General features: G+C 62.8%; 20 protein-coding genes. 4 read left to right on the top strand and 16 right to left on the bottom strand.

The window, feature by feature from the left end:
* Window positions 1–4 precede the first annotated feature (4 nt).
* The 10 genes from NFJ07_RS17525 to NFJ07_RS17570 all read right to left on the bottom strand — a co-directional run bounded on the left by NFJ07_RS17525 (window position 5) and on the right by NFJ07_RS17570 (window position 13,537).
* On the bottom strand, window positions 5–1,021 hold the full coding sequence (locus NFJ07_RS17525) for a gluconeogenesis factor YvcK family protein (RefSeq protein WP_269996186.1): 1,017 nt from the start codon (window positions 1,019–1,021) through the stop codon (window positions 5–7).
* Window positions 1,021–1,944: an RNase adapter RapZ gene (gene rapZ / locus NFJ07_RS17530; protein WP_269996187.1), complete on the bottom strand. Its 924-nt coding sequence runs from the start codon at window positions 1,942–1,944 to the stop codon at window positions 1,021–1,023. The genes NFJ07_RS17525 and rapZ overlap by 1 nt, the downstream gene beginning before the upstream one ends.
* Before the next feature lie 105 nt (window positions 1,945–2,049).
* Window positions 2,050–4,050, bottom strand: a complete 2,001-nt coding sequence (gene uvrC, locus NFJ07_RS17535) for an excinuclease ABC subunit UvrC (protein ID WP_269996188.1) — start codon at window positions 4,048–4,050, stop codon at window positions 2,050–2,052.
* Between the two features lie 95 nt (window positions 4,051–4,145).
* Window positions 4,146–4,814: a lysophospholipid acyltransferase family protein gene (locus NFJ07_RS17540; protein ID WP_269996189.1), complete on the bottom strand. Its 669-nt coding sequence runs from the start codon at window positions 4,812–4,814 to the stop codon at window positions 4,146–4,148.
* On the bottom strand, window positions 4,801–5,517 hold the full coding sequence (locus NFJ07_RS17545) for an HAD hydrolase-like protein (protein WP_269996190.1): 717 nt from the start codon (window positions 5,515–5,517) through the stop codon (window positions 4,801–4,803). The genes NFJ07_RS17540 and NFJ07_RS17545 overlap by 14 nt, the downstream gene beginning before the upstream one ends.
* Window positions 5,518–5,617: 100 nt before the next feature.
* A complete protein-coding gene (uvrA, locus tag NFJ07_RS17550; RefSeq protein WP_269996191.1) occupies window positions 5,618–8,545 on the bottom strand; it encodes an excinuclease ABC subunit UvrA in 2,928 nt (975 codons plus the stop codon).
* Window positions 8,546–8,610: 65 nt separating this feature from the next.
* A complete protein-coding gene (locus NFJ07_RS17555; protein WP_269996192.1) occupies window positions 8,611–8,988 on the bottom strand; it encodes a GntR family transcriptional regulator in 378 nt (125 codons plus the stop codon).
* Complete coding sequence (locus NFJ07_RS17560) at window positions 8,985–10,805, bottom strand: ABC transporter ATP-binding protein (RefSeq protein ID WP_442865367.1); 1,821 nt, start codon at window positions 10,803–10,805, stop codon at window positions 8,985–8,987. The genes NFJ07_RS17555 and NFJ07_RS17560 overlap by 4 nt, the downstream gene beginning before the upstream one ends.
* 68 nt (window positions 10,806–10,873) lie before the next feature.
* Entirely contained in the window at window positions 10,874–12,619 is a 1,746-nt protein-coding gene (locus tag NFJ07_RS17565) for an ABC transporter ATP-binding protein (RefSeq protein ID WP_269996194.1), read from the bottom strand.
* A 138-nt stretch (window positions 12,620–12,757) separates the two neighbouring features.
* Window positions 12,758–13,537 carry a trans-aconitate 2-methyltransferase gene (locus tag NFJ07_RS17570; protein WP_269996195.1) on the bottom strand — a complete coding sequence of 260 codons (780 nt, stop codon included), beginning with the start codon at window positions 13,535–13,537 and terminating at the stop codon, window positions 12,758–12,760.
* Window positions 13,538–13,594: 57 nt separating this feature from the next.
* On the opposite strand from NFJ07_RS17570, the gene NFJ07_RS17575 reads away from it, so the two are divergent.
* From NFJ07_RS17575 to NFJ07_RS17585, 3 genes are read left to right on the top strand one after another with little or no spacing between them, the layout of a single operon-like run.
* Entirely contained in the window at window positions 13,595–16,120 is a 2,526-nt protein-coding gene (locus NFJ07_RS17575) for a DEAD/DEAH box helicase (protein ID WP_269996196.1), read from the top strand.
* Between the two features lie 20 nt (window positions 16,121–16,140).
* A complete protein-coding gene (locus tag NFJ07_RS17580; protein ID WP_269996198.1) occupies window positions 16,141–16,641 on the top strand; it encodes a GNAT family N-acetyltransferase in 501 nt (166 codons plus the stop codon).
* A 4-nt stretch (window positions 16,642–16,645) separates the two neighbouring features.
* A complete protein-coding gene (locus tag NFJ07_RS17585) occupies window positions 16,646–18,004 on the top strand; it encodes an alpha/beta fold hydrolase (RefSeq protein ID WP_269996284.1) in 1,359 nt (452 codons plus the stop codon).
* Window positions 18,005–18,050: 46 nt separating this feature from the next.
* Here NFJ07_RS17585 and NFJ07_RS17590 read toward each other — a convergent pair whose 3' ends face one another.
* From NFJ07_RS17590 to coaE, 4 genes are all read right to left on the bottom strand, one after another.
* Window positions 18,051–19,085: a TerC family protein gene (locus NFJ07_RS17590; RefSeq protein WP_269996200.1), complete on the bottom strand. Its 1,035-nt coding sequence runs from the start codon at window positions 19,083–19,085 to the stop codon at window positions 18,051–18,053.
* 179 nt (window positions 19,086–19,264) lie between these two features.
* Window positions 19,265–21,352 carry an excinuclease ABC subunit UvrB gene (gene uvrB / locus NFJ07_RS17595; RefSeq protein WP_269996201.1) on the bottom strand — a complete coding sequence of 696 codons (2,088 nt, stop codon included), beginning with the start codon at window positions 21,350–21,352 and terminating at the stop codon, window positions 19,265–19,267.
* Between the two features lie 29 nt (window positions 21,353–21,381).
* A complete protein-coding gene (locus tag NFJ07_RS17600) occupies window positions 21,382–21,711 on the bottom strand; it encodes a hypothetical protein (RefSeq protein ID WP_269996203.1) in 330 nt (109 codons plus the stop codon).
* 10 nt (window positions 21,712–21,721) lie between these two features.
* On the bottom strand, window positions 21,722–22,942 hold the full coding sequence (gene coaE / locus NFJ07_RS17605) for a dephospho-CoA kinase (protein ID WP_269996204.1): 1,221 nt from the start codon (window positions 22,940–22,942) through the stop codon (window positions 21,722–21,724).
* 22 nt (window positions 22,943–22,964) lie between these two features.
* On the opposite strand from coaE, the gene NFJ07_RS17610 reads away from it, so the two are divergent.
* A complete protein-coding gene (locus tag NFJ07_RS17610; RefSeq protein ID WP_269996206.1) occupies window positions 22,965–23,654 on the top strand; it encodes an IMPACT family protein in 690 nt (229 codons plus the stop codon).
* Window positions 23,655–24,017: 363 nt separating this feature from the next.
* Here the strand turns inward: NFJ07_RS17610 and NFJ07_RS17615 are convergent, their stop codons facing one another.
* On the bottom strand, window positions 24,018–24,734 hold the full coding sequence (locus NFJ07_RS17615) for a hypothetical protein (RefSeq protein WP_269996207.1): 717 nt from the start codon (window positions 24,732–24,734) through the stop codon (window positions 24,018–24,020).
* Window positions 24,735–25,155: 421 nt separating this feature from the next.
* Entirely contained in the window at window positions 25,156–26,631 is a 1,476-nt protein-coding gene (rpsA, locus tag NFJ07_RS17620; protein ID WP_184735405.1) for a 30S ribosomal protein S1, read from the bottom strand.
* Between the last annotated feature and the right edge of the window lie 142 nt (window positions 26,632–26,773).

Raw genomic sequence — 26,773 nt, forward strand, 5'->3', positions numbered from 1 at the left:
GTTCCTAACTATTCCCGAAGATATCGTGATACGCCGATGCCAGACGCAGCGGGTCATGGACTGGACGGCGGCTCGACGCCCCCACTTTACCCAAGACCACCTCTGCACCGATCATCCCGGCAGCGCGTTCGAATTCCTTGAGGTCCGATATCGAGGAGGGATCGGCCAGGACAACGTCCACACTGAACTCCGGCGCATAGTGGCGTAAGGCATCCAGATGGTCCGCAGCGGACATCCCGGAGGTTTCCTTCGTATCCATGGCGAGGTTCATGGTGAGGCAGCGTTTGGCGGGAGTGTCGCACAAGGCTTGGCGCATTTCGGGCAGCAGCAAATGCGGCAACACGGACGTGTACCAGGAGCCGGGACCCAGAATGATCCAGTCGGCAAGCTCGATGGCCGTCAGCGCTTCGATGCAAGCGCGCGCGTCTTCCGGAAGGAGCCTGACGTTTTCGAGGGATCCGGCAACGGCGCACTTGGCCTGGCCTTTGACGGCCTGGAACTCATACCCGCCCCCGGGCAAGGGCACCCGGACGTCGCCCTCGATGTTCAGCGGCTGCGTGGACATCGGCAGGACCTGGCCGCGGGCACCCAAAAGGGCGCCTGCCCATTTCAGTCCCGCCACGGCGTCGCCCAGAAGCTCCCAGAGGGTAACAATGAGCAGGTTCCCCATGGCATGGTCGTCCAAGGAACCTTGGCGGCCGCTCGGAGTCTTGAAGCGGTGCTGCATGACGTCCCGCCAGGTGCGCCCCCAATCGGTGTCATCACAAAGGGCGCTCAGCGCCATTCGAAGATCGCCGGGCGGAAGGACGCCGTACTCTTCGCGCAGCCGCCCGGAGGATCCGCCGTCGTCGGCAACCGTGACAATCGCGGTGAGCTCGGAGGTCAGCAGCCGCAACGCCGACAGTGATGCCGAAAGCCCGTGTCCGCCGCCGAGCGCCACAACCGAGGGGCCCTTGGCAGGCTGGCTGCCAGGGGTGCCCTTCGGTGGAACCAGCGGCAGGGGTCCGGTCAGGACCCCCATTACTCGCGACCCAGATCGCGGTGGCTCGTGGTGACAGTGACCCGGGGATATTGCGCCAGCCGTTTGGAAAGTTCGACGGCGACCGCGACTGAACGGTGCTTGCCGCCTGTGCATCCGACAGCGATGGTGGCGTAGTGCTTGTTTTCCGTCCGATAGCCGTCGAGGACGGGCTCCAAGGCAAGGACGTAGCGGTCAACGAAGTCCTTCACGCCCGCGGCCCCCAGCACATAGTCGCTGACATCGGCGTCGAGTCCCGTGTGCGGACGCAATTTCGGAACCCAGTGCGGGTTGGGAATGAAGCGTGCATCCGCCACGAAGTTGGCGTCCACGGGCAGGCCATATTTGAAGCCGAAGCTCATGACGTTCAAGCGCAACGCCACTGGGCCTGTCTCGGTGAAAAGTTCGGTGATGGCCGTCGCGAGGCCGTGGACGTTGTACGTACTCGTGTCCAGGACTACGTCGGCCGATTCCCGGAGTTCCTTCAGGACGTCGCGTTCCGCCGCGATGCCGTCCAGGATCCGGCCACCACCCTGGAGCGGATGCGGGCGGCGGCCTTGCTCAAAGCGCCGCACCAGGACGTTGTCGCTGGCATCGAGGAAGAGGAGGCGAAAGGTGATTCCGCTGGCGCTGAGGGCGCCGAGGGCCGTCCTGATATCGGTGAACAGGCCTTTGCTGCGCACGTCCACGACGACGGCAAGCTTGGGGATGGACTGGGGCGCGTGCGAGACGATTTCCGCAAGCGTCCCCAGCATCTGCGGCGGGAGGTTTTCGACGACGTACCAGCCGTGGTCTTCCAGGGCGTCAGAGGCGGTGCTGCGGCCTGCTCCGGACATGCCAGTCACCACCAGCAGCTCCGCTTCGACAGGCTTGACGGGTATGAGGCCGTCCTGCTCCGCGCCGGATCCTGCTGTTGACTCTGACATCAAGTTTCCCCGTTCTGAGATGGTCCAAAGTTTCCGGGACGGTCCAGGTTTCTGGGATGGCCCACAGGCGGACCACCTTCAGGAGGCGTCCGCTTATTACCCTAGCTAAATTTCAAGGATTTCGCCGGTGGTCATGTTCACGGCGGGAGCGGCTTCTCCCGAGGCGCCGGCCACCGCCAGATGGCTGACGACGGCTTCCGCCAATGCCGGGCCGATCCCCTTCGCGGCTGTGAGCTCAAGTGCCGTTGCGGCCTTGATTTTCTTGAGGGAGCCGAAATGCGCCACGAGCGACTTCCGTTTTGCTTCGCCGAGGCCCGGAACGCCGTCGAGTGCGGACACCGTCATGGCCTTTCCACGCTTCTGCCGGTGGAAGGTGATGGCGAAACGGTGGGCTTCGTCGCGGATGCGCTGGAGCAAGTAGAGTCCCTGCGAGGTGCGGGGCAGAATCACCGGGAAGTCGCTGTCCGGCAACCAGACTTCTTCGAGCCGCTTGGCCAGACCCACGACGTAGACGTCGTCGATCCCCAGTTCCGCGAGTGCCCGGGCGGCCGCATTCACCTGGGGCTGCCCGCCGTCGACGACGACGAGGTTGGGCGGATAGGCGAATCTCGCCTTCGCTCCCGTGAGGGCAGCATCATCCGACGACGACGGTGGCTCCCCGCCGCCGGGGTTCGGAACTTCCCCGCTCTTGGGAAGCTGGGCGGATTTATCCTGCAGATAGTGCCTGAAGCGCCTGGTAAGGACGTCGTGCATCGCAGCTGTGTCGTCGCTTGCGGCCGCGCCGGTGATGGAGAACTTCCTGTAGTCGGCCTTCTTAGGGAGGCCGTCCTCCACCACCACCATGGACGCAACCACGTTGGTGCCCTGCACGTGGGAAATGTCGTAGCACTCGATCCGGAGCAGCGGCACGGGAAGCTCGAGCGCCTCTTGCAGTTCTTGGAGCGCCTGGGAGCGGACGGTAATATCGCCGGCCCGCCGGACTTTGTGGAGCTTCAGCGCCTGCTCGGCGTTGTCGCGGACCGTGGACATGAGGGCAGCCTTGTCACCGCGCTGCGGCACCCGGATATCCACTTTGGCGCCCCGGAGGCCACCGAGCCATTCAAGCAGTTCGTGATGGTTGCTCGGAATCTCCGGCACGAGGACTTCGCGCGGAATCCTGCCCTGGTTGTCGCTGTCCTCGCCGTAGACCTGCTGCAGCAAGTGCTCGATGAGCTCCGGAGTGGTGGCGTCTTCGACTTTTTCCACGACCCAGCCCCGCTGGCCGCGCACCCGGCCACCCCTGACGTGGAATACCTGCACGGAAGCCTCGAGGTCGTCGTCGTGCAAGGCGAAGACATCCGCGTCGGTGTCTTCGGAAAGCACCACGGCGTTGCGCTCGAACACTTTGCGGAGGGCGATGATGTCGTCCCGGAGCCGCGCTGCCCGTTCGTAGTCCAGCTCGGCGACGGCGGCGCCCATGTCCTTTTCGAGGCGGGTGATGAAGCGTTTCGCTTCGCCACCCATGAATGAGCAGAAGTCTTCAGCAATGGCCCGGTGCTCCTCGGCGGTGACACGGCCCACACACGGGGCCGAGCATTTATCGATGTAGCCAAGCAAGCATGGCCGGCCACTGGCCTGGGCGCGCTTCAGCACTCCGGGACTGCAGCTACGGACCGGAAAGACCCGCAGCAAGGTGTCCATGGTTTCGCGGATGGCCCCGGCCGTGTACGGTCCGAAATAGCGGGTTCCCTTGCGGCGCTCCCCGCGCATGACCTGGACCCGGGGGAGCTTCTCCGCCATGCTCACGGCAAGGTACGGATAGGTCTTGTCATCGCGGAAGACGACGTTGAAGCGGGGCTTGAATTCCTTGATCCAGGTGTATTCGAGCTGAAGGGACTCAAGCTCGCTGCCCACCATGGTCCACTCGACGCTGCTGGCCGCGTGCACCATCGCATGCGTCTTCGGCAGCAAGCCCGCAGGGTTGGCGAAGTACGAGTTCAGCCGGGAACGGAGGTTCTTCGCCTTGCCGACGTAGATGACGCGGCCGTGCGGATCCCGGAACCGATAGACACCGGGGGTGGTGGGGATTTCTCCCGTCTGGGGTCGATAACTCGCTGGATCTGCCACAGATCCAGTCTAGTAAGGGAATCGCACTCCCCTGGCACGCACCAAGTGCGCGTGCCAATTGCGCTCACCCGTTCTGACCGGCCAGCCCACCGAAGCTACTCCGCGGATTTGCTCTGGTTGTAGCTCGTGGAACGTTCCTGGCCGCTCAATACCGCAATGGCATCCATGATCTTGTCCGTCACTTCGCGCCGGGCAGGCAGGGAATGGTCCGGGCCTGTCTTCTCGAAGTAGAGCGGCTCGCCCACCTTCATGATGAAGTGCTGCGGACGGACAGTGTTGCGATCCACAGGCTGCAACTTGTCGGTGCCGATAAGGCCAACCGGCACCACGGGCGCCCCCGTGGTCAGGGCAAGCCAGCCGACACCGGTACGCCCGCGGTAGAGCAGGCCGTCGCGGGAGCGGGTCCCCTCCGGATAGATGCCGATGCCCCTGCCGTTCTCCAGGATGTCCAGGAGGGTCTTGAGGGCCTGCACACTGGCCGCTTGCTCTCCGCGTTCCACCGGAATGGATCCAACAGCCTGGAAGAAAGCCTTCATCGCGCGGCCTTTGAAGCCCTTGGTGGTGAAGTACTCGGCTTTTGCAAAGAAGCCCACCGGACGGGGCATCAAGGCCTGGACAATCACGCTGTCCAGAAAAGACAAATGGTTTGGGGCCACAATGAAGGGCCCTTCCTTGGGCACGTTCTCCAGCCCGATGACCGTGGGCCGGCAGCTGCTGGAAATTAGTCCGCGCGTGGTCCAGCGGATGACATCAAAGGCTTCCATCGTTCTGCACCTCGCTCAGGGCCGCCGCGCGGACCGCGTCAAGTTCTTCGATCTTCTTCAGCAGCTGCGCCGTGGTGTCCACGACGGCGACGGCGCCTGCCTCTTGAAGTTCGCCGTCGGGCGCAAATCCCCAACTGACCCCGATGCAGTCAAGTCCGTTGGCCATGGCACCGGCAACATCCTGGTGGCGGTCCCCGACCATCACCGCAGGCTGGGAATGCAACGTCGCCAGCGCAGCACCAACGATTGCCACTTTGCCCGGAGCTGTATTGGCCGCCATTGATTCGTCGTCCGAGGCGCCGCAAATGGAGGCAAAGAAATCGGAAATGCCGTGGTGCTCCAACACGATGTGAGCCAGGCCTTGGGGTTTCTGCGTGGCCACTGCCACCGGCCGCCGCGACTCCGCGAAGAACTCGAGGAGCTCACGGATGCCGGGGTAAAGCCGGCTTTGGCCGATTCCCACAGAACGGTAGTGGCTGCGGTAAAGCCCAATGACTTCGTCGACTTTTCCTGCGGGAACTCCGGCAATATGCTCCAGGGAATCGCTGAGCTTGGGTCCAACCATGGAGTCCAGCACGGCTTGTTCCGGGACACGGAGGCCCATTTTGTCCAGGGCCGCGGCGATGCCGCCGGTTATGCCACCTGCAGGATCGACAAGGGTGCCGTCCAGATCAAAGATTACGGGCACCATTGTTTGAGTCACCGGGTTAGTTTCTCACGAGTTGAGGCATGCCTGAAACTCACATGCCGGCCGGCGAATACTTCGGCCGCCACCGAAATATTCCCCGGCCGTTGCCGCATGACTAGCCGAGAATCTCCGCCAGGAACGAGGCGGTATGGCTTTCCGTGGACTTGGCTACCTGTTCGGGCGTGCCCGTTGCCACGATGCGCCCACCGCCTGAACCGCCATTGGGGCCAAGGTCCACAATCCAGTCTGCGGATTTGATGACGTCAAGGTTGTGTTCAATGGTGATGACCGTGTTGCCCTTGTCCACCAAACCCTGCAGCACCATGAGCAACTTGCGGATGTCCTCGAAATGGAGGCCCGTGGTGGGCTCGTCCAGGACGTACACGCTCCGACCATTCGAACGCTTCTGCAGTTCCGAGGCCAGCTTCACGCGCTGCGCCTCGCCACCGGAAAGCGTGGTGGCGGGCTGCCCGAGCCGGACGTAGCCGAGGCCGACGTCGACGAGGGTGTTCAAATGCCGGGCGATGGGGCTGAAAGCGGCAAAGAACTCGGCACCCTCCTCGATGGGCATGTTGAGGACGTCCGCGATGGTCTTGCCCTTGTAATGAACCTCCAGGGTCTCCCGGTTGTAACGGGCTCCATGGCACACCTCGCAGGGGACATAGACGTCCGGCAGGAAGTTCATCTCGATCTTCAGGGTGCCGTCGCCGGAGCACGCCTCGCAGCGGCCGCCCTTGACGTTGAAGGAGAAGCGTCCTGGTTGATATCCGCGGACCTTGGCTTCGGTGGTTTCCGCGAAAAGCTTCCGGATGTTGTCGAAGACGCCGGTGTACGTGGCCGGGTTGGAACGTGGAGTCCGGCCGATAGGGCTCTGGTCCACGTGGACCACCTTGTCGAGGTGCTCAAGGCCTGCCACGGAACGATGCCGGCCGGCAACCTGCTTGGCACCGTTGAGCTTGTTGGCAAGAACCTTATAAAGGATCTCGTTCACCAGGGTGGACTTCCCTGAACCACTGACGCCCGTGACTGCCGTGAAGAGGCCCAGCGGGAAGGTGGCGTCAACGTTGTTCAGGTTGTTTTCGCGCGCTCCGATGACCTTGAGCTCGCGCTTCTTGTCATACTTGCGCCGCTTGGCCGGGATGTCGATCTTGCGTCGCCCGGACAGGTAGTCGCCGGTCAGCGAGTTCCTGTTCTCCAGGAGCTCCTTGTAGGAACCGGAATGCACCACCTGGCCACCGTGCTCACCGGCGCCGGGTCCGATGTCCACCACCCAATCGGCTTCGTGAATGGTGTCTTCGTCGTGTTCGACCACGATCAGCGTATTGCCCAGGTCGCGAAGCCTGGTGAGCGTTTCGATGAGGCGGCGGTTGTCTTTTTGGTGTAGCCCGATGGACGGCTCGTCCAGGACATACAGGACACCCACCAAGCCGGAGCCGATCTGCGTGGCCAGCCGGATGCGCTGGGCTTCACCGCCGGACAGCGTCCCGGACGGCCGTTCGAGATTCAGGTATTCGAGTCCGACGTCCAGGAGGAATGTCAGGCGCGCCTGGATCTCCTTGAGAACCTGGTGGGCAATCTGGGCCTCGCGGTCAGTGAGCGTGAGGCCGCCGAGGAAGTCGGCGCAGTCCCGCATCGGGAGGGCCGCTACTTCAGCGATCGACTTGCCGTTGATCAGCACGGAAAGCGATGCCGGATTAAGCCGGGCGCCATTGCATTCAGGGCAAGGAATCTGCCGCATGTACTCTTCGTAGCGGTCGCGCGCCCAATCCGAGTCCGTTTCACCGTGCTTGCGGTGAACGTACTGGATAGCGCCCTCGAACCCAGTGCTGTACTTGCGCTCCCGGCCGAACCTGTTGCGGTACTGCACGACGACCTTGTGGTCCTTGCCAAACAGCACGGTCTGCCGTACTTCCTGCGACAGCTTTTCCCAGGCGGTATCCATGGAGAAGTCGAGTTCCAAGGCAAGGCCCTCCAGGAGCCGGTTCCAGTACTCCGTGGTGGCAGTACCCAGCGACCAAGGCGCTATGGCTCCCTGGTTCAAGGAAAGTTCCGGGTTGGGGACCACCAATTCTTCATCGACTTCGAGCTTGGTACCGATACCGCTGCAGGCCGCACATGCGCCGAAGGGGTTGTTGAAGGAGAAGGAGCGTGGCTCGATTTCGTCAATGGCAAGCGGGTGCTCATTGGGGCAGGCAAGGTTTTCGGAGAAGGCCCGGATCCGTGCGGGGTCTTCGGCGTCGAGATCCACGAACTCGACCAGCACCCGGCCTTCCGCAAGTCCGAGCGCGGTTTCGATCGAGTCGGTCAGCCGTTGGCTGATCCCTTCCTTGACCACCAGCCGGTCCACGACCACTTCAATGGAGTGCTTGAATTGCTTGCCGAGCTTGGGCGGATCGCTCAGCTGGACAAGGTCTCCGTCCACCCGGGCGCGTGAGTATCCCTTGGCAGTGAGCTCTTTGAAGAGCTCGACGAATTCGCCCTTGCGTCCGCGGACCACAGGGGCAAGGATCTGGAAGCGCGTGCCGGATTCGAGCTCCAGCAACTGGTCGACGATCTGCTGCGGCGTCTGGCGCGTGATCGGCTCGTGGCACACCGGGCAATGCGGCCGGCCGACACGTGCCCAGAGAAGGCGCATGTAGTCGTAGATCTCGGTGATGGTGCCCACGGTGGAACGCGGATTCTTGCTCGTGGACTTCTGGTCGATGGAGACCGCCGGGGAAAGGCCCTCGATGAAATCCACGTCCGGTTTGTCCACTTGGCCCAGGAACTGGCGGGCATAGGCCGACAATGACTCCACGTACCGGCGCTGGCCCTCGGCGAAGATGGTGTCGAAGGCCAAGGACGACTTACCTGAACCTGACAAGCCCGTGAAAACGATCATCGCGTCCCGGGGCAGGTCGAGATCGACGTTGCGGAGGTTGTGTTCTCGCGCTCCCTTGACCACGAGCCGGGACAGGTCATGTCTTACGGGCGACGCAGCTTGCTGCGCGGAAACACTTGCGAAGGATTCGACGGCGGGAACTTCAGCTACGGCTTTAGGCACCCACTAATGCTAATCGAAAACTTCTTCGAATTTCCATGTGGCTTCCCACAGCCTACCGACGGGTATCAATCGGCGTCATAGGCGGCGGCCAGAAGCTGCACAGCCTGCGCGAAACTGGCACCCTGCGCTTTGGCCGCCGCCGAGTAGCTCGCAGCCACGGCTGCCAATGCGCTCCAGCGGTCATCCCGGGCGCACACTACTGTTCCGTTACGGCCACGGGTTGCGACTACTCCCGCAGCTTCAAGTTCCTTGTAGGCACGGGCCACCGTGTGGGGGGCGACATCCAACTGGCCGGCCAGGCTGCGCACCGCGGGAAGTTTGGTACCGACAGCCAGGGTGCCGCCGTCGGCCAACTCGATGATGCGGAGCCGAAGCTGTTCATACAGGGCGACGGTGCTGGACTGGTTGGGACGCCACGAACCGGGAAACTCGAGCGGGCTCATGAGGCTTCCCTCTCCCCCTGGCTGGCGCGATGCTTGGCGGACCTCACCGGCATCGCGGCGAGCTCGCCACCTCCGGCGGCAAACTGTGCTTCGTGCAAGCGGGCGTAATGCCCGCCAAGCTCCAACAGCGAATGATGGGTGCCGTGTTCAACGATCCGTCCGTGGTCCATGACGAGAATTAGATCAGCGTCGCGGATAGTGGACAAGCGGTGCGCAATGACGAATGAGGTCTTGTTGCTCCGCAGCCTGTGCATCGCTTGGCGGATGAGGACTTCCGTGCGGGTATCCACCGAACTTGTGGCCTCGTCCAGGATCAGGATGGGGCGGCCCGAGAGACGTGCGCGCGCGATGCTCAGCAATTGCCTCTGGCCCTGGCTGAGGGGTTCCCCTCCGTTGCTGAGCATGGTTGAGTACCCGTTGGGCAGTGAGCGGACAAAGTGGTCAACATGGCTTGCCTCGGCTGCGGCGACGATCTCCGCGTCGCTGGCGCCCGGAAGTCCATATTCAATGTTCTCCCTTATGGTGCCCGTGAAAATCCACGGGTCCTGGAGAACGACGCCGAAATTCCGGCGGAGTGGATCACGTCCCATTCCGGCGATGTCCACGCCGTCGATGGTGATCCTTCCGGAGCCGAGTTCGTGGAAACGCATGAGGAGGCTGACCAGCGTGGTCTTCCCCGCGCCGGTGTGCCCGACAATGGCCACCGTTTGTCCCGGTTCCACATGGAAGGACAGGTCCTCGATCAGTGGGGCATCCGGCCGGTAGCTGAAGGATATGCGTTCAAAGGCAACCCGCCCCGAAGGGGCATCAAACCGTGCATCAAAGCTTGAACCGGCGTCAGCGCGCGCACCGACACCCGGTTCCGCCGGTTCCCCTGTTAATTCAGCGGCGTCCAATAGCTCGAAGACCCTGCTGGCGGAAACTGCGCACGATTGCAGGACCTGGGCCATTCCGCCGATCTGGCCCAGCGGCTGGCTGAAGAGCCGGTTGAATTGGATGAACGCTTGAATGCCGCCAATAGTCATCGCCCCGGCGAGGAACTGGAGGGCACCAACAATCGCAACCCCCACATAGCTGGCGTTCGAGACGAAACCCATGAGGGGTACCAGCAACCCCGAAGCGAACTGTGCCTTGGAACTGGCGGCGTACAGGCCGTCATTGTGGGCAGCGAAGCGGACCGCCATCGCAGGCTGGACGTTGAAAAGCTTGATGGTCTCATGACCGGTAGCTGTCTCCTCCACGAGGGAGTTCACGTCCCCCGTGGTTTCCCACTGCCGGACAAAGTATTTCTGCGAGCGTCGGGTCACAATAATCGACGCCAAGGCCGATACGGGAACAGCCAACAGGGACACGACGGCGAGGAGGGGCGAAAGCAGCAGCATCATCCCGAGGGAACCGATGACCATCAACGTCGAGGTCAAGAGCTGGGAAAGGAGCTGGTTGAGCGTCTGGGACACGTTGTCGAGGTCGTTCGTGGCACGGCTCAGGACGTCGCCCCGGGAGCGGCCGTCGTAGTAGGCCACGGGAAGCCGGTGCAGTTTCGCTTCCACCGCTTCCCGGAGGTCGTGCGCGAGCCGCTGCACGGCGAGGGCGTTGAGGCGGCCCTGTGCCCAGCTGAGCAGCGCCGTGACGCAATACATGGCTGCGGCCACGAGCAGCAGGGAGACAAAGCGCCCGGTGTTGAACTGCGCTCCGAACACGGTGGCCGCGATGACGTCGGTGGCGTCGCCGAGTATCTTGGGGGCCGCGACATTGAGCGTGACAAAACCGCAGATGCACAGTATCGCCGCAGTCATGACTCCCCGGGCGGGCTTCATCAAGCCCACCAGGCGGAGGAGCGACCGCGATGGTTTTCCGGTGACAGCGAGGAGCTCGCTTTCGCTGCTCACGCGGCTTCTTCCGTTTCCAGCTGGGACGCCACGATTTCCCGGTAGGTCTCCGAGGACCCAAGAAGTTCGTCATGGGTTCCGTTTGCCACCAGGCGGCCCTCGTCGATGAGCAGAATCTGGTTCGCCGACACCACGGTGTTGACGCGCTGGGCGACGATGATGACGGTTGCCCCGCGGAGTTCCGGTTCAAGCGCGGCACGGAGCTTTGCTTCCGTCACTGTGTCCAGCGCTGAGAAGCTGTCGTCAAAGAGGTAGACAGATGCTGGGCGCAGAATCGCGCGGGCTATGCATAAGCGCTGTCTCTGACCGCCGGACAGGCCGGCGCCGCCTTGGGACAACGTGGTTTCCAGTCCTTGCGGCAACTCATTCACGAAATCTGCCGCCTGGGCCGTCTCCAGGGCATGCCACAATTGCGAGTCTGTTGCGGACGGCAGTGAAATCCGCAGGTTCTCGGCAATGGTTCCGCGGAACAGCCAGGCCTCCTGGGGCACGACGGCGAGCTGGTTGCGCAAGGCGGCGAGGGGAACGGCAGCGATGTCCCGGCCATCGAGCGAGATGCTCCCGCTGCTCGCCTCAAGCAGTCTCGGCACAAGGCTGACGATGGTCGACTTGCCGCTTCCCGTGGAGCCGATGACCGCCGTCGTGGTTCCCGGAGCCGCGTGGAAGGTGATGCTATCCAATACGGGCGTTTCGGCTCCCGGGTAGGCGAAAACGACATTATCGAAGCGCAAGCCCTCTGCTTGCGAGGGGCCTACCACCATTCCACCAGCGGTGTTTGCCGGCAGGACCATTTCAGATTCCGTATTGAGCACTTCGGTGACGCGTTCAGCGCTGACAGCCGCGCGGGGCGCAGTGCTCAACACGTACATTGCCATCATGATCGCGAGGAGGATCTGCATGATGTAGGCGATGAATGCAGTGAGCGCACCCAGTTTCATGTCTCCGGCAATGATGCGGTGGCCGCCGAGCCAGACCACGCCCGCAGACGAGAGGTTGACCACGGTCATGACGAGCGGAAGCATGGCCGCGACGATCCGCGCAGAACGGAGATTGTTCTTTGTCAGGGCGTCGTTGGCGGCCTCGAACCGTTTCATCTCGAACGGCTGGCGGACAAAGGCACGGATGATCGCGGTCCCTAGGATCTGTTCGCGGAGCACGCCGTTGATCCGGTCCACCAAGCCTTGGCCCTCCCGGTACAGCGGGACGAGCTTGCGGACAATCAACAGCATGATGATCAGCAACACGGGAACGATGGCGAAAACGATCCAGGACAGGGCAAAGTCCTGTTCGACTGCCAGGATCACGCCGCCGATGCCCATGACGGGCGCTGCCACCAGCATGCTGAAAACGAGCACCGTGATGTTCTGCAGTTGCAGGACGTCATTGGTGGTCCTGACCACGAGGCTGGCCGGTCCGAAGGCTGCGACGTCTTGGTCGGGCAGGGAATGAATCTTGTCGAAGAGTTCCTGCCGCAGTCCGCGGCCGACCTTCATGGCGACGATTGCTCCAAGGTAGCCGGCCAGCACGGCGGCAAGCACCTGGATGACCGTGAGAACCAGCATCCAAGCGCCCAGGCGCAGGATCACTTCGCTGTTCCCGGCGACAAGGCCGTCGTCGACGATCTTGGCGTTGAAGGTGGGTAGGAGGAGTGTGGCGCCGGTCTGGACAAGCTGCAGGAGAACAATGGCGAGCACGTGGGTCTTGTAGGGGGCCAGGCGCTGCAACAGCAAGGATGCCAGCACATTGCCTCCAATCGTTGGTCTCCGGAGCAGCGGATTCCACACGATGCCGCCCCGCGATCGCGTTGCCATTGTAGTTCAGATCACAGTGCGAAACCTTGTAATCGGGGCACTTCCGGGGTCCTTTGGGCTTGGGCCCGCTCAGACCTGCTTTTGTGCCACCGCAAAAATCCTGCGGAAGGCAAACACGGTCCCCTGCCGCTCCATTGGATAGGCCTCGCGAAGCGCGGCTGCGTATTGGTTTTCGAAGGTGCGTGCTTCGTCTTCGGGAAGGGCTGCGAGCACCGGACGCAGGCCGGTCCCCCGCACCCACTCCAGCACGGGATCGGCCCCCGGCAAAAGTTGCTGGTAGGTGGTTTCCCAAGCGTCGGCGTCGCATCCGGCGTCGAGCATGATCCGCAAGTAGTCGGCCGGTTCCCCGACCGCGTCGTCGTGGCGGAGCACACCGGACAGCTTTCCGGACCATTCCGGCGAACCGGCCAGTTCGCGCATGAGCACGTGTGAAGGCGCACCGAAGTTTCCGGGGACCTGGAGCGCAAACCATGCGCCCGGTTTCAGCCCTTCCAACCACGCGGCGAGCATCGCCAAATGGCCTGGCACCCATTGCAGCGCCGCGTTGCTGACCACGACGTCGGTGTCCGGTTCCGGTGTCCATTCGGCAATGTCGCTTTGGACGAACGAAAGACCCGGTTGCGCGGCTGCGAGGACTTGGGCTTTGGCCAGCATCTCGGCTGAGGAGTCCAGCCCGACGACGGCGGCACCAGGCCATCGCGTCGCGAGGGTCGCCGTCAAGTTCCCCGGGCCGCAGCCCAGATCCACGACGCGCCGCGGATCCTTCGCCAGAATCCTCGAGGTCAGATCAAAAAACGGCCGGTCGCGGTGATTGCCGAACTCGATGTACTTGGCTGGATCCCACTTCACTGCATCCTCCATCGTCCGTCTCCGTGGCCTGCTCCACCCACACTAAGCTGGAAGGCAATGAAACTTCTTGAGCAACTCCCCGGCAGCGGACGCATTGACCCGGACGAAATCTACACACGCTTCGTTGAGTGGACCGAGAGCCGCGGGCTTCAGCTCTACCCTGCCCAGGACGAGGCCATCATGGAACTCGCGTCCGGCTCCAATGTCATCCTGGCAACCCCTACCGGTTCCGGGAAGTCCCTTGTGGCGATCGCCGCGCACTTCGAGGCGATGTCCCGGGGCATGCGCAGCTATTACACCGCCCCCATCAAGGCCTTGGTCTCCGAGAAGTTCTTCGCACTCTGCGACATCTTCGGAGCCGAAAACGTTGGCATGATCACCGGTGATTCAGGGGTCAACCAGGATGCCCCGATCATCTGCTGCACCGCCGAAATCCTCGCCAATATCGCTCTGCGTGAAGGCAAGGAAGCCGAGCTCGGCACGGTCATCATGGACGAATTCCACTTCTACTCCGATCCCCAGCGCGGTTGGGCGTGGCAGGTGCCGCTTCTGGAACTCCCCCAGGCCCAGTTCCTGCTGATGTCGGCCACCCTGGGAGACGTCAGCCGCTTCGAAACCGGCCTAAGCGAACTCACCGGACGGTCCACTACCACCGTCAGTTCGGCCGAACGGCCCATCCCACTGCACTACTACTTCCAGGAAACGCCGGTCCACGAAACCCTCGAGGAACTGCTGAGCACCAAGCAGGTTCCCGTGTACGTGGTGCATTTCAGCCAGGTCGAGGCCATCGAGCGGGCCCAGAACCTCATGAGCGTCAACATGTGCACCCGCGAGGAGAAGGACAAGATTGCCGAGCTGATTTCCGGTTTCCGGTTCGCCGCCGGCTTCGGCAAGACCCTGAACCGGCTGGTCCGCCATGGCATCGGCGTCCATCATGCCGGCATGCTGCCCAAATACCGCCGCCTCGTGGAGCAACTGGCCCAGGCAGGACTCTTGAAGGTCATCTGCGGCACCGACACGCTCGGCGTCGGGATCAACGTTCCCATCCGCACAGTCCTCCTGACGGCGCTCAGCAAATACGACGGCGTCCGCACCCGCCTGCTGAACTCCCGGGAATTCCACCAAATCGCCGGCCGCGCGGGCCGCGCAGGCTATGACACTGCCGGAACCGTCGTGGTGCAGGCTCCAGAACACGTGGTGGAGAACGCGAAGGCGATGGCCAAGGCCACCGCGAAGTTCGGCGACGACCAGAAGAAACTACGGCAAGTCGTGCGGAAGAAGCCGCCGGAAGGCTTCGTCTCCTGGGGGCAGCCCACCTTTACCCGTTTGGTGGAGTCCGTGCCGGACCCGTTGACCTCGAGTTTCACCGTGACGCATGCAATGCTGCTCAACTTGATGGAGCGCCCCGGCGACCCCTTCGCCGCTGCCCGCCGTCTCCTCACCGAAAACCACGAGGCACGGCCCGCCCAACTGCAGCTCATGAAGAAGGCCCTGGGTATCTACCGCGAGCTGTTGGCAGCCGGAGTGGTTGAACGCATTCCCGAGGCCGAGCAGGAGAAAGAGGGCCGTTCCGTACGGCTGACCGTTCATCTGCAAGCCAACTTTGCCCTGAACCAGCCGCTTTCACCGTTTGCCCTTGCCGCGCTCGAACTCCTGGATCCGGAGTCGCCGTCGTACGCCTTGGACGTGGTGTCCGTGATCGAAGCGACCCTCGAGAAGCCCCGGCAGATCCTCTCTGCGCAGCAGAAGAAGGCACGCGGCGAGGCCGTCGCCGCGATGAAGGCCGATGGCATTGATTACGACCAGCGCATGGCGATGCTTGAAGCGGTCAGCTACCCGCAGCCCCTGGCGGAGATCCTGGGCGAAGCATTCGAGGTGTACCGCAAGGCCGCTCCCTGGGTGGGCGACTTTGAGCTGGCTCCCAAGTCGGTGGTCCGCGATATGTATGAGCGCGCCATGAATTTCGGAGAGTTCGTCCAGTTCTACGGACTCGCCCGCTCCGAGGGGATCGTGCTGCGGTATTTGGCCGATGGCTTCAAGGCCCTGCGTCAGACGGTCCCCCAGGACTCGCTCCGCGAAGACCTCGAGGACCTCATCGCCTGGCTGGGTGAACTGGTCCGCCAAGTCGACTCCAGCCTGCTCGACGAGTGGGAAGAGCTCACGTCCGGGGTGGCTCCGACGCCGCACGACGCTCCGCCTCCTCCGCCGCCGTCGCTCACGTCCAACATCCGCGCCTTCAGGGTCATGGTCCGCAACGAAATGTTCCGGCGTGTTGAGTTGTTCGCGGACGAGGATGCGGCTGCCTTGGGCGAGCTCGACGCCGGCAGCGGCTGGGATGCGGAGCGCTGGGAAGACGCCCTGGACGACTACTTCGACGAACACGACGACATCGGAACCGGCCCCGACGCCCGGGGCCCGGGACTCCTCATGATCACCGAGGAACCCGGCGTCTGGCGGGTGCGGCAGATTTTCGATGACCCGGCCCGCAACCATGACTGGGGCGTTTCCGCCGAAGTGGACTTGGCAGCCTCCGACGAGAGCGGCACCGCCGTGGTCAAGGTGACCGAGGTCAACCGCCTCTAGGGGCCTAGTAAGCTCGAATCATGAGTGTTATCCGCCCTGCCACAGTGTCCGATGTCCCCGCGATCCTGCAGATGATCCATGAGCTTGCGGTCTACGAAAAAGAGCCCGACGCCGTGAAGAACACGCCGGAAATGCTGAGCGATGCCTTGTTCGGCGAGAATCCGCGGGTGTACGCGCACATGGCGGAAAACGCGGCCGGGGACGTCCAGGGATTCGCCTTGTGGTTTCTGAACTACTCCACGTGGGAAGGCGTGCACGGCATCTATCTCGAGGACCTCTACGTCACCCCCGATGCACGGGGCGAAGGCCACGGGAAGGCGCTCCTGCAGCATCTGGCCGCCACCGCCGTCGAACGCGGCTATGCGCGGGTGGAATGGAGCGTCCTGGACTGGAACGAACCATCTATCAACTTCTACCGTAGCCTGGGTGCCGTGCCCATGGACGGCTGGTCAACGTTCCGGCTGACCGGCGAAGCACTGGGTGCCTTCGGCAGCGATGACAAGGTCATGGCGCGTGGCTGAGCGCATGGTTGAGCGGGTGGCTGAGCAAGGCGTTGAGCAAGCGGCCCACGCCGTCCGGGCACATCACGAATTCCGGGGTGTCCGGACCTCGGAGCACTTCTTCACCGTTCCCCTCGACCATTGGCCTTCCACGGCTGGGGAGGCTCCCGGCACCGCGGAGACGATCACCGTCTTCGCCCGGGAGTTCGTCTCCGCCGAGCACTCGCAGGAGGACGCAGCCCGGCTGCCGTGGTTGCTCTACCTCCAGGGCGGGCCCGGCGGACGCGGTACCCGGACTACGTCCCTGTCGGGCTGGATGAAGGCTGCGGCAAGGAGTTTCCGCATCCTGATGCTGGATCAACGGGGCACGGGCCTCTCCACGTCAGCGGACCGCAATACCTTGCCGCTTCGGGGCGATGCCGCGGCGCAGGCGGATTACCTCACGCATTTCCGGGCGGACTCGATCGTGGCCGACGCCGAACTCATCCGGAAGGCCTTGGGCTCGGAGCCGTGGACCGTCCTTGGCCAGAGCTTCGGCGGTTTCTGCGCGCTGACGTACCTGTCCTTCGCGCCGGAAGGTTTGAGCGAAGTACTCATCACGGGAGGGCTGGCGCCGTTGGATGGTCCGGCCGAGCGCGTCTACCGGGCCACCTTCCAACGGGTTGCGGAACGGAACGCTGAATACTTCGCGTGGTATCCGGAGGACCGCGCCGTAGTGACCCGGATAGCGCGGCATCTTGAATCCACGGAGGAGCGGCTGCCCAGCGGAGAACGCCTCACCACGGAACGCTTCCAAATGGTGGGATCGTTCCTGGGCGGGAACGCCCGTGTGGATGCCCTGCACACCCTCCTGGAGGATGCCTTCGTACCCTCCGCCGACGGAGAACGACTCTCCGACGCGTTTCTGGAACAGATCCACGGGCTCGTCTCCCGGGCATCGAATCCCCTGTACGCGGTCTTGCACGAGTCCATCTACGGCCAGGGGCAGGCCACTGGCTGGGCGGCGTGGCGGGTGCGGGCCGAGTTCCCCGAGTTCCATCCCGACGCCGCAGAGCCGCTCCTGACGGGCGAAATGGTCTACCCCTGGTATTTCGAACAGGATCCGGCGCTTGTACCCCTGCAGGAAGTAGCCGCGCTGTTGGCCGGCAAGCAAGACTGGAAACCCCTCTACGATGTGTCCCGGCTGAACGCGAATACTGTGCCTGTCGTGGCTGCTGTGTATCGGGACGACATCTATGTGGACTTCCAGCTATCCATGGAAACCGCAGCCGCCGTGCGGGGACTGCAGGCCTGGACCACAGGGGACTTTCATCACGATGGCATCGGCGAAGACGGGGAAGGAATCTTCAACCGACTCTTGGGAATGGCTCGCGGCAAGAACTGAGCCCCGGCCACAGAAATGACCGGGGCTCAGAAGCGCTCCGCAGTTGTTAGTGGCCGCTAACCTTGTTCATGCTCTTGCGGGAGTCTTCCTCGAGCCGGGCGTCCAGTTTGGATTTGCTGGCGGCCGGGGTCAGGAGGCTAGCGACAACCGCCACCACGATGGTGCCGATGATGACCGCCAGGGACACATAGGTCGGGATCTCCGGAGCCCATTCAATATGGTGTCCGCCGTTGATGAAGGGCAGTTCGTTGACGTGCATGGCATGCAGGACCAGCTTGACGCCGATGAACGCGAGGATGACCGACAATGCGTGCTTGAGGTAGATCAACCGTGTCATGAGGCCGCCAAGCAGGAAGTACAGCTGGCGCAGGCCCATGAGGGCGAAGATGTTGGCAGTGAAGACGATGAAGGCGCTCTGAGTCAGTCCGAAGATGGCCGGAATGGAATCCACGGCGAACAAGAGGTCCGTCATGCCGATGGTCACGAAGACGATCAGCATGGGCGTGAACAGCTTCTTGCCGTCAACCGTGGTGCGAAGCTTGCCGCCGTCGAACTTCTCCGACATCGGGACAACCTTGCGGATGCGGGCAATAATCGGACTCTCGGCGGCATCTTCCTCGTCCTCGCCGCTGTCCGTGGCCTGCTTCCACGCGGTCCACAGCAGGAACGCGCCGAAGATGTAGAAGACCCAACTGAACTGTTCAATTACCACGGCACCAAGAGCAATGAAGATACCGCGCAGGACGAGGGCGATGATGATGCCCACCATGAGCACTTCCTGCTGGTACTTACGGGGCACTGAGAACCTCGCCATGATGATGATGAAGACAAAGAGGTTGTCGATACTCAGGCTGTATTCGGTCACCCAACCGGCGAGGAACTGGCTGCCATGCTCCGGGCCGGCAAAGGCGAACAGCGCTCCTGCGAACACCAGGGCGAGGGTGACGTAGAAGGCGACCCAGAGGCCTGCTTCCTTCATGGAGGGTTCATGCGGGCGCTTGACCACCAGCAGAAGGTCGACAAGGAGGATGATTCCGAGAACGACGAAGGAGCCGATCTCAAACCAGGCGGGGAGTTGCATTTAAAATGCCTTTCGCAGGTACGCCAAAACGGCGTAAGTCTCTCCGACCTGCCTGCGTCTGCATGCCCAAAGGCAACAACGCTCAAACGGCGATCCACTAGGCCCGGCGAGGCGTCTGTGCCTTGCGTGTTGACGGACCTAGCGCTTGGGATACTCCCCTACGTAGGCCCAACTTTACCCTAGGCGTGCCCGGCGGACTGCATCTGGCGCAGTTCGCGCTTGAGGTCGCCCACCTCGTCACGGATCCTCGCAGCGATCTCAAACTGGAGTTCAGCGGCGGCCGCGTGCATCTGCTCCGTCAGCTGTTCGATCAGGCCCACCAGGTCTTCGGCCGGCGCCGCGGCCAGGCCGTCGCGCCGTATCGTGGCGGCCCCCTTGCCCTTGCCGGTCCTGCCGCCCTTTCCGGCTGCGGCCAGCAACTCGCGGGTGTCGGCGTCTTCGCGGGCAAGCTGATCGGTAATATCTGCGATCTTCTTGCGCAACGGCTGGGGATCGACACCGTTGTCCGCGTTGTACTTGACTTGAATTTCCCGGCGGCGGTTGGTTTCCTCGATGGCCTTGGCCATCGAGTCCGTGATCCGGTCGGCGTACATGTGGACCTGGCCCGAGACGTTTCGGGCGGCGCGCCCGATGGTCTGGATGAGGGAGGTGGCCGAGCGGAGGAAACCTTCCTTGTCGGCGTCGAGGATACTGACAAGTGAGACTTCTGGCAGGTCGAGGCCCTCGCGGAGCAGGTTGATTCCCACCAGGACGTCGAAGCTGCCCATGCGGAGTTCGCGGAGCAGTTCCACACGCCGGAGGGTGTCGACGTCGGAGTGCAGGTATTGAACCTTGACCCCGTGGCCCAGCAGGTAGTCGGTGAGGTCCTCGGCCATGCGCTTGGTCAACGTGGTGACCAGCACGCGTTCGTCGCGCTCCACCCGCGTCCGGATTTCGCCAAGAAGGTCGTCGATCTGGCCCTTGGTCGGCTTCACGATGACTTCGGGATCGATCAGTCCGGTCGGGCGGATGATCTGCTGGACGAACCCGTCGGCCTTGCCCAGCTCGTACTTGCCGGGAGTCGCGGAAAGATAGACGGTCTGGCCCACTCGCTCCAGGAATTCATCCCACTTGAGCGGTCTGTTGTCCATTGCGGAAGGTAGCCGGAAGCCGTGGTCCACGAGGGTGCGCTTGCGCGACATGTCGCCCTCATACATCGCGCCGATCTGTGGGACCGTGACGTGGGATTCGTCGATGACCAGCAGGAAGTCGTCCGGGAAGTAGTCGATGAGGCAGTGCGGGGCTGTGCCGGAGCCGCGGCCATCGATGTGGCGTGAGTAGTTCTCGATCCCGTTGCAGAAACCCATTTGCTGCATCATCTCGAGGTCGTAGGTGGTGCGCATGCGCAGCCTCTGGGCCTCCACCAGCTTGTTCTGGCCTTCGAGGACCTTGAGCCGCTCCGCGAGCTCTCCTTCGATAGCGGTGATGGCGCGGGACATGCGTTCAGGCCCGGCGACATAGTGCGAAGCCGGGAAGATGTACATCTCGGTTTCTTCTCGGATGACGTCCCCCGTGACCGGGTGCAGTGTGTAAATGTTCTCGATCTCGTCGCCGAAGAACTCGATGCGCAGGGCCAGCTCTTCGTACATGGGGATGATTTCCACGGTGTCTCCGCGGACCCGGAAAGTGCCGCGGTGGAAGTCCATGTCATTGCGGGTGTACTGCATGGCGACGAACCTGCGCAGGAGATCGTCCCGGTTCAATTCTGCGCCCTTGGTGAGCGTGACCATCCCGGCGATGTACTCCTCCGGGGTGCCGAGGCCGTAGATGCAGGACACCGTAGCCACAACGATGACATCCCTGCGGGTCAGCAGCGCGTTGGTGGCCGAGTGCCGCAGCCGCTCGACTTCCTCGTTCACCGAGGAGTCCTTTTCGATGAAGGTATCCGTCTGGGGAACGTAGGCTTCGGGCTGGTAGTAGTCGTAGTACGAAACGAAGTACTCCACCGCGTTGTTGGGCAGCAGCTCCCGGAACTCGTTGGCGAGCTGCGCGGCCAGGGTTTTGTTCTGGACCATCACCAGGGTGGGCCTCTGGACCTGTTCGATCAACCAAGCGGTGGTGGCACTCTTGCCCGTACCGGTGGCACCGAGCAGCACGACGTCTTTTTCGCCATTGTTGATCCGTTCGGTCAGCTCCGCGATAGCGGTGGGCTGGTCACCTGCCGGCTTGAATTCGCTAATGACCTCAAAGGGCGCGACGACACGGTTGATCTCCTGGGCAAGACTCATGAATCCAATGTACCCCCGCCTGCGGACAGTTACTGTCCGCGTTTTCCGGTTGAACCGGTACCGCCGCCGGGCCGGGTCCAGCTGCCGTCCAGCCGCCCCATGATGGAACGGAACATCTTGATGGCGAACCACACTCCGGACACAAGCCAGACCGTCCACGCGAGCCAGAAAGCAACTGACGGGACAAGCACCCGCCATGTCACGGGCTGCGTTCCGGCGACGAACTCCTCCCGGCCGCCGGCCAGGAACCACAGCAGCGCAGCCCCGGCCATGAGGACCACGCCTGCCCACGCCAGGGCACGAACGGCGCCGAGCCGCTGCCCCTCAAGATGCGGCGTGATTCTCCGTTTCCCGTTCATGCGTGCCAGCCTAGCCTTGCGCCACGGAGTACGACGGCGGCTGCCACCCGCTGCTCCCGGCCCAGGCATCCATGAGCGGCCAGGCCACCTCCGTAAACCAGGGCTCCTTGGCTTCCGCATACGCCAAGGTCCGGGGGTCGCCGGCGTGCAGCGCGGCAAGCGCCTGTTTCATGTCCGCATACATGCGCACGGCGTCGGGGTTGGCGCGGAGCCAATCGCGGAACAACAACGCATAACGCCAGCCCGGACTTCCAAGGACCCGGACATGGACATTGGCGGCCCGGCCAGGGTCCGCGTTGCAATGGAAGCGTTTTTGCCATGCCGATGGATCCAGGTCCGGCGGCTTGGGCGTGTCACGGGCGGAAGCCTCCCGCAACGGGAAACCGGCCTCGCCCAGGGCCTCGGCTATCCGGTCCGCGGCTTCCAGCGATGACACATTTACTTGCAGGTCGATGATGTCTTTGGCTCGAAGTCCTTGTACCGAGGTCGAACCGATATGGTCTGCGCCCAACACCTCCGGAGACGCCCGCCGGATCCTGGCAAGCAGCCGTTCAGCCTGGACCGGCCAATTGGGGTTTGGCGCGGACAATACGGGGCCGCCGGCTCGTGGTGCAGGGCGGCCGGCTGCAAGATTTCGGGCAAACGGTTGGAAGCGATCTTCCCACAAGGTGTCCACGAGCGCCGTTACATCCTCGACGCTTCCGGAGTTGTCCAGCACGATGTCGGCCGCCGCCAACCGTTCATCCCTGCCGGCTTGCGCGGCCATGCGGGACACCGCGTCCTCGACTGTCATGCCGCGGATCTCCGTCATGCGCCGGATCCGTTCTTCGTCCGGCGCATCGACAACCAGCACCAGGTGGAAGCTGCTGCCCTGCCCGGCTTCCACAAGCAGCGGAATATCCTGGACGACGATGTCTCCGGGTCTAGCCGTCACGAGCATCGCGGCAGCCTTCTCCCTGACGCGCGGATGGATGATGGCGTTGAGCGCTTCCCGGCGATCGGGCTCAGCGAACACAATCGCACCCAGGCGTGCCCGGTCAAGGCGCCCATCGGCGTCGACGATGTCTTCACCAAACTCGGCCACGACGCGTGCCAAGCCCGGCGTGCCCGGTTCCACGACCTCGCGGGCCAACGCATCGGCGTCGATCAAGACAGCGCCCAACTCCGTCAACCGGGCGGACACGAGTGATTTGCCGGAGGCGATCCCGCCGGTAAGTCCAATCTTCAGCACTCCTCCACACTAGACTGGGTCGGTGGCAGAACAGGAAGAAAGCCGGGCGACCGCGTACACAACGTTGGCGCTTGGTGAAGATTTCCGCCACGAACTCGAAATCAAGCGTTCGCGCTTCATCACGGTGCTGCGCCGCGCCTCGGACGAGGACGCCGCCCGCGCCTTGGTGGCGGAACTGCGCAAGGAATTCCATGACGCCCGGCACCACTGCTCGGCATTCGTCCTCGGTCCGGATCGGGTCATCCAGCGTTCAAACGACGACGGCGAGCCCTCCGGAACCGCCGGCATCCCCATGCTTGAGGCGCTCATCAAACGCGAGACACTGCCCGGGGTGACTGACCTCAGCGACGTGAGTGCCGTCGTCGTGCGCTATTTCGGCGGGATCCTCCTGGGCGCCGGCGGACTGGTCCGTGCCTACTCCGAGTCAATCTCGGCCGCACTGGACTCCGCTCCCCTGGTTCAGCGACGCCGCCTGCGGATTTGCGACATCCCCGTGCCCCACCACGCGGCCGGAAGGCTTGAAAACGATCTGCGCTCCGCGGGCTACGTCATGGCCGAAACAAGTTACGAGCCCTCGGAGACGATCCTGCGCGTGGCCCTGCCTGATAATGCAAACGCAATCGCCGACGCCGGTGAGCGCCTGGCATCAATGACCGGGGGCGCCGCGGGACTCCAATTGCGCGGAGCGGAATGGGTCGACGTCCAGGCCTGAGCGTCCACGCGCGGGGACATGCTCTCCCCTTCTCACCACCACTGGACATAGTGGGTTTATGTCCAGTCCTTGCTGCCAACGAGGGGCATGTCCCGTGGGTGACACTAGGATCGCACCGTGCAGGGCGGGATCCATGCTGCAACGAGTTCTTGAACAGGCACACGGTCTATTTCAGATCGTGGTCATCCTGCGATGCAGTCCTTCCGCGTGAGCTCTGCTGGTGCGCCCTGGATACTGCCTTTCGGAATAACTTGACTGCATAGAACGTGATGATGGCCAGAGCTGCCAGCAAGAGGAAAGCCAGCGGGGCAAAAGAAAGTACTGCCTCGGGAAAAGTAGGAACCAAGGGGTTCATGAGTCTGATCACGCCCATCTGCACGAGACTACTCCGGGGCCGTTGGTTACCAATCGGAGATTAGCGGATCGCGTGGAGTGGTTCCACCCAAAGATGTTCCGCGTCACCGTCACGGTGGTCTGAAAATAGCCCCGTCCGCCGGAAACGTAGTGGCTGAAGTTACTGAAGGATATGCTCGATCCGGGATCGTATGAGTGTATGACATGTGCAGTTGCACCGTTGGTTCCCAATACGATACCGCTTCCCGTAATGTACGTCCCGGTCAAGCGAACCTTGGTCACGCTAATTCCCGCGAATCTGAACTCCTGGTCACAATTGGCAGTGACGTTATACGTCGAACGAAGCATGGCTCGGGAGCTGACCCCTTCAGCGGGTGATGTACATTCGCCGGTTCGTACGACTTCAACGCCACTACCTGGGCGCTGAGAAGCTTGAATGATTCCCTCGTCGAGGAGGATCCTAGCGAGTTCCGATTTCTGCTCCTTATCGAGCATGCCCAACGCGCTGAGGGAGTCTTTGGCAGTCTCGTCCCCGGCCATCGCCGCAGATGCGAGCTTCTGCGTCAGCTCATCCAGAATCCTGAACTCCGCTTCCCCCGGGTGGGATTCTGCTGCGTTCTCGACGGTTTTTTCGGAAGTCTCGGCATAGGCCGGGACGGCCGCCCCCGCGGCCAGCAAGGTCGATAGCGAAGCGATCATAAGGCCGGTCTTGATATGTTTCAGCACAATGACTATCCCCTTAGATCCATTGACTTGTCCAAAGAGCCAAACACATGCCACTAATGGATGGGACATATCTGATAGATAGTTATCAGTTAGTTATCTCCGGAACACAAAATGGGGCGGTCGCGGCGCACGCCTGGCATCCATGACCGGCGTGCGCCTTCGCACTCCAATTGCGGGGAACGGCATGCGTCCACGCGCAGGGACATGCTCTCCCCTGACCACCACCACTGGACATAGTCGGCATATGTCCACTCCTTGCTGCCAACGAGGGGCATGTCCCGTGGAGGCGTCGGCCAAGGGGACCGGGGCACGGTGAACTTGGGCAAGAGCGAAACGGGGTTAAAGAAAGCGGCTCCTGCGATTCGTAAATGAATCGCAGGAGCCGCTTTTATCCCAGCCCGGAAAACCGGGCCAGTGGCAATTAGTTGCCGGTCAGCTTCTCGCGCAGAGCTGCGAGGGCCTCGTCGGATGCCAGGGTGCCCGCGTTGGACTCGGTGGCAGCCGGCTCGGAGGAGTAGCTGGTGGTGCCGGAGTCGCTCTCGCCGGAAGCGGCAGCAGCGGCGTCGTCAGCAGCGTGCTGGGAAACCTGCTTCTTGTGAGCTTCCCAACGTGCCTGGGCGTCAGCGTACTGCTGCTCCCAAGCGGCGCGCTGCGTCTCGTAGCCCTCGAGCCATTCGTTCGACTCGGGGTCGAAGCCCTCGGGGTACTTGTAGTTGCCCTCTTCGTCGTACTCGGCAGCCATGCCGTACAGAGCCGGGTCGAACTCGGTGCTGTCAGCGTCAACGCCCTCGTTAGCCTGCTTGAGGGAGAGGGAGATGCGGCGGCGCTCGAGGTCGATGTCGATGACCTTGACGAAGAGCTCGTCGCCAACGGAGACGACCTGCTCAGCAAGCTCAACGTGGCGGACAGCCAGCTCGGAGATGTGAACGAGGCCTTCGATGCCGTCTTCGACGCGAACGAACGCACCGAACGGAACCAGCTTGGTGACCTTACCCGGAACAACCTGGCCGAGGGCGTGGGTGCGGGCGAAGGTCTGCCACGGGTCTTCCTGCGTGGCCTTGAGGGACAGGGACACGCGCTCGCGGTCCAGATCCACTTCGAGAACCTCGACGGTGACTTCCTGGCCAACCTCGACAACCTCGGACGGGTGGTCGATGTGCTTCCAGGACAGCTCGGAAACGTGAACGAGGCCGTCTACGCCGCCAAGGTCCACGAATGCACCGAAGTTGACGATGGAGGAAACGACGCCGGGACGAACCTGGCCCTTTTCCAGCTTGTTGAGGAACGTGGAGCGAACCTCGGACTGGGTCTGCTCGAGCCATGCACGGCGGGAAAGAACAACGTTGTTGCGGTTCTTGTCCAGCTCGATGATCTTGGCTTCGATCTGCTGACCGATGTACGGAGCGAGGTCGCGGACGCGGCGCATCTCGACGAGGGATGCGGGCAGGAAGCCGCGCAGGCCGATGTCGAGGATAAGACCACCCTTGACAACCTCGATGACGGTACCGGTGACAACACCGTCTTCTTCCTTGACCTTCTCGATGTCGCCCCAGGCACGCTCGTACTGAGCACGCTTCTTGGAGAGGATCAGTCGGCCTTCTTTGTCTTCCTTGGTGAGCACCAGGGCTTCGACCTGATCGCCAACGGAGACGACGTCCCCGGGGTCAACGTCGTGCTTGATGGAAAGCTCGCGGGAAGGGATGACACCTTCGGTCTTGTAACCGATGTCGAGCAGAACTTCGTCGCGGTCAACCTTGACGACGATACCTTCGACGAGGTCTCCGTCGTTGAAGTACTTGATGGTGGCGTCGACAGCTGCGAGGAAGTCCTCAGCGGTACCGATGTCGTTGATCGCGACTACGGGGGTACCGGGCTTCTCGGTGGAGGTGATGGTCATGTAGTAGGGGCTCCGTTGTGGATAGAGTATCGGTCAGGCAAACCGCCCGCTTTCCGTCGCCGGTCCGCAGGACACGGCAAAATGCCGGGTCATCCTGAATTGTGGATTGTAAATTTGCGCGCACGTAGTATGCGCCCGTTCA

Origin of the sequence: Arthrobacter sp. B2a2-09 (assembly GCF_027587375.1) — a bacterium.
In the GTDB taxonomy this organism is placed as follows: Bacteria; Actinomycetota; Actinomycetes; order Actinomycetales; family Micrococcaceae; genus Arthrobacter.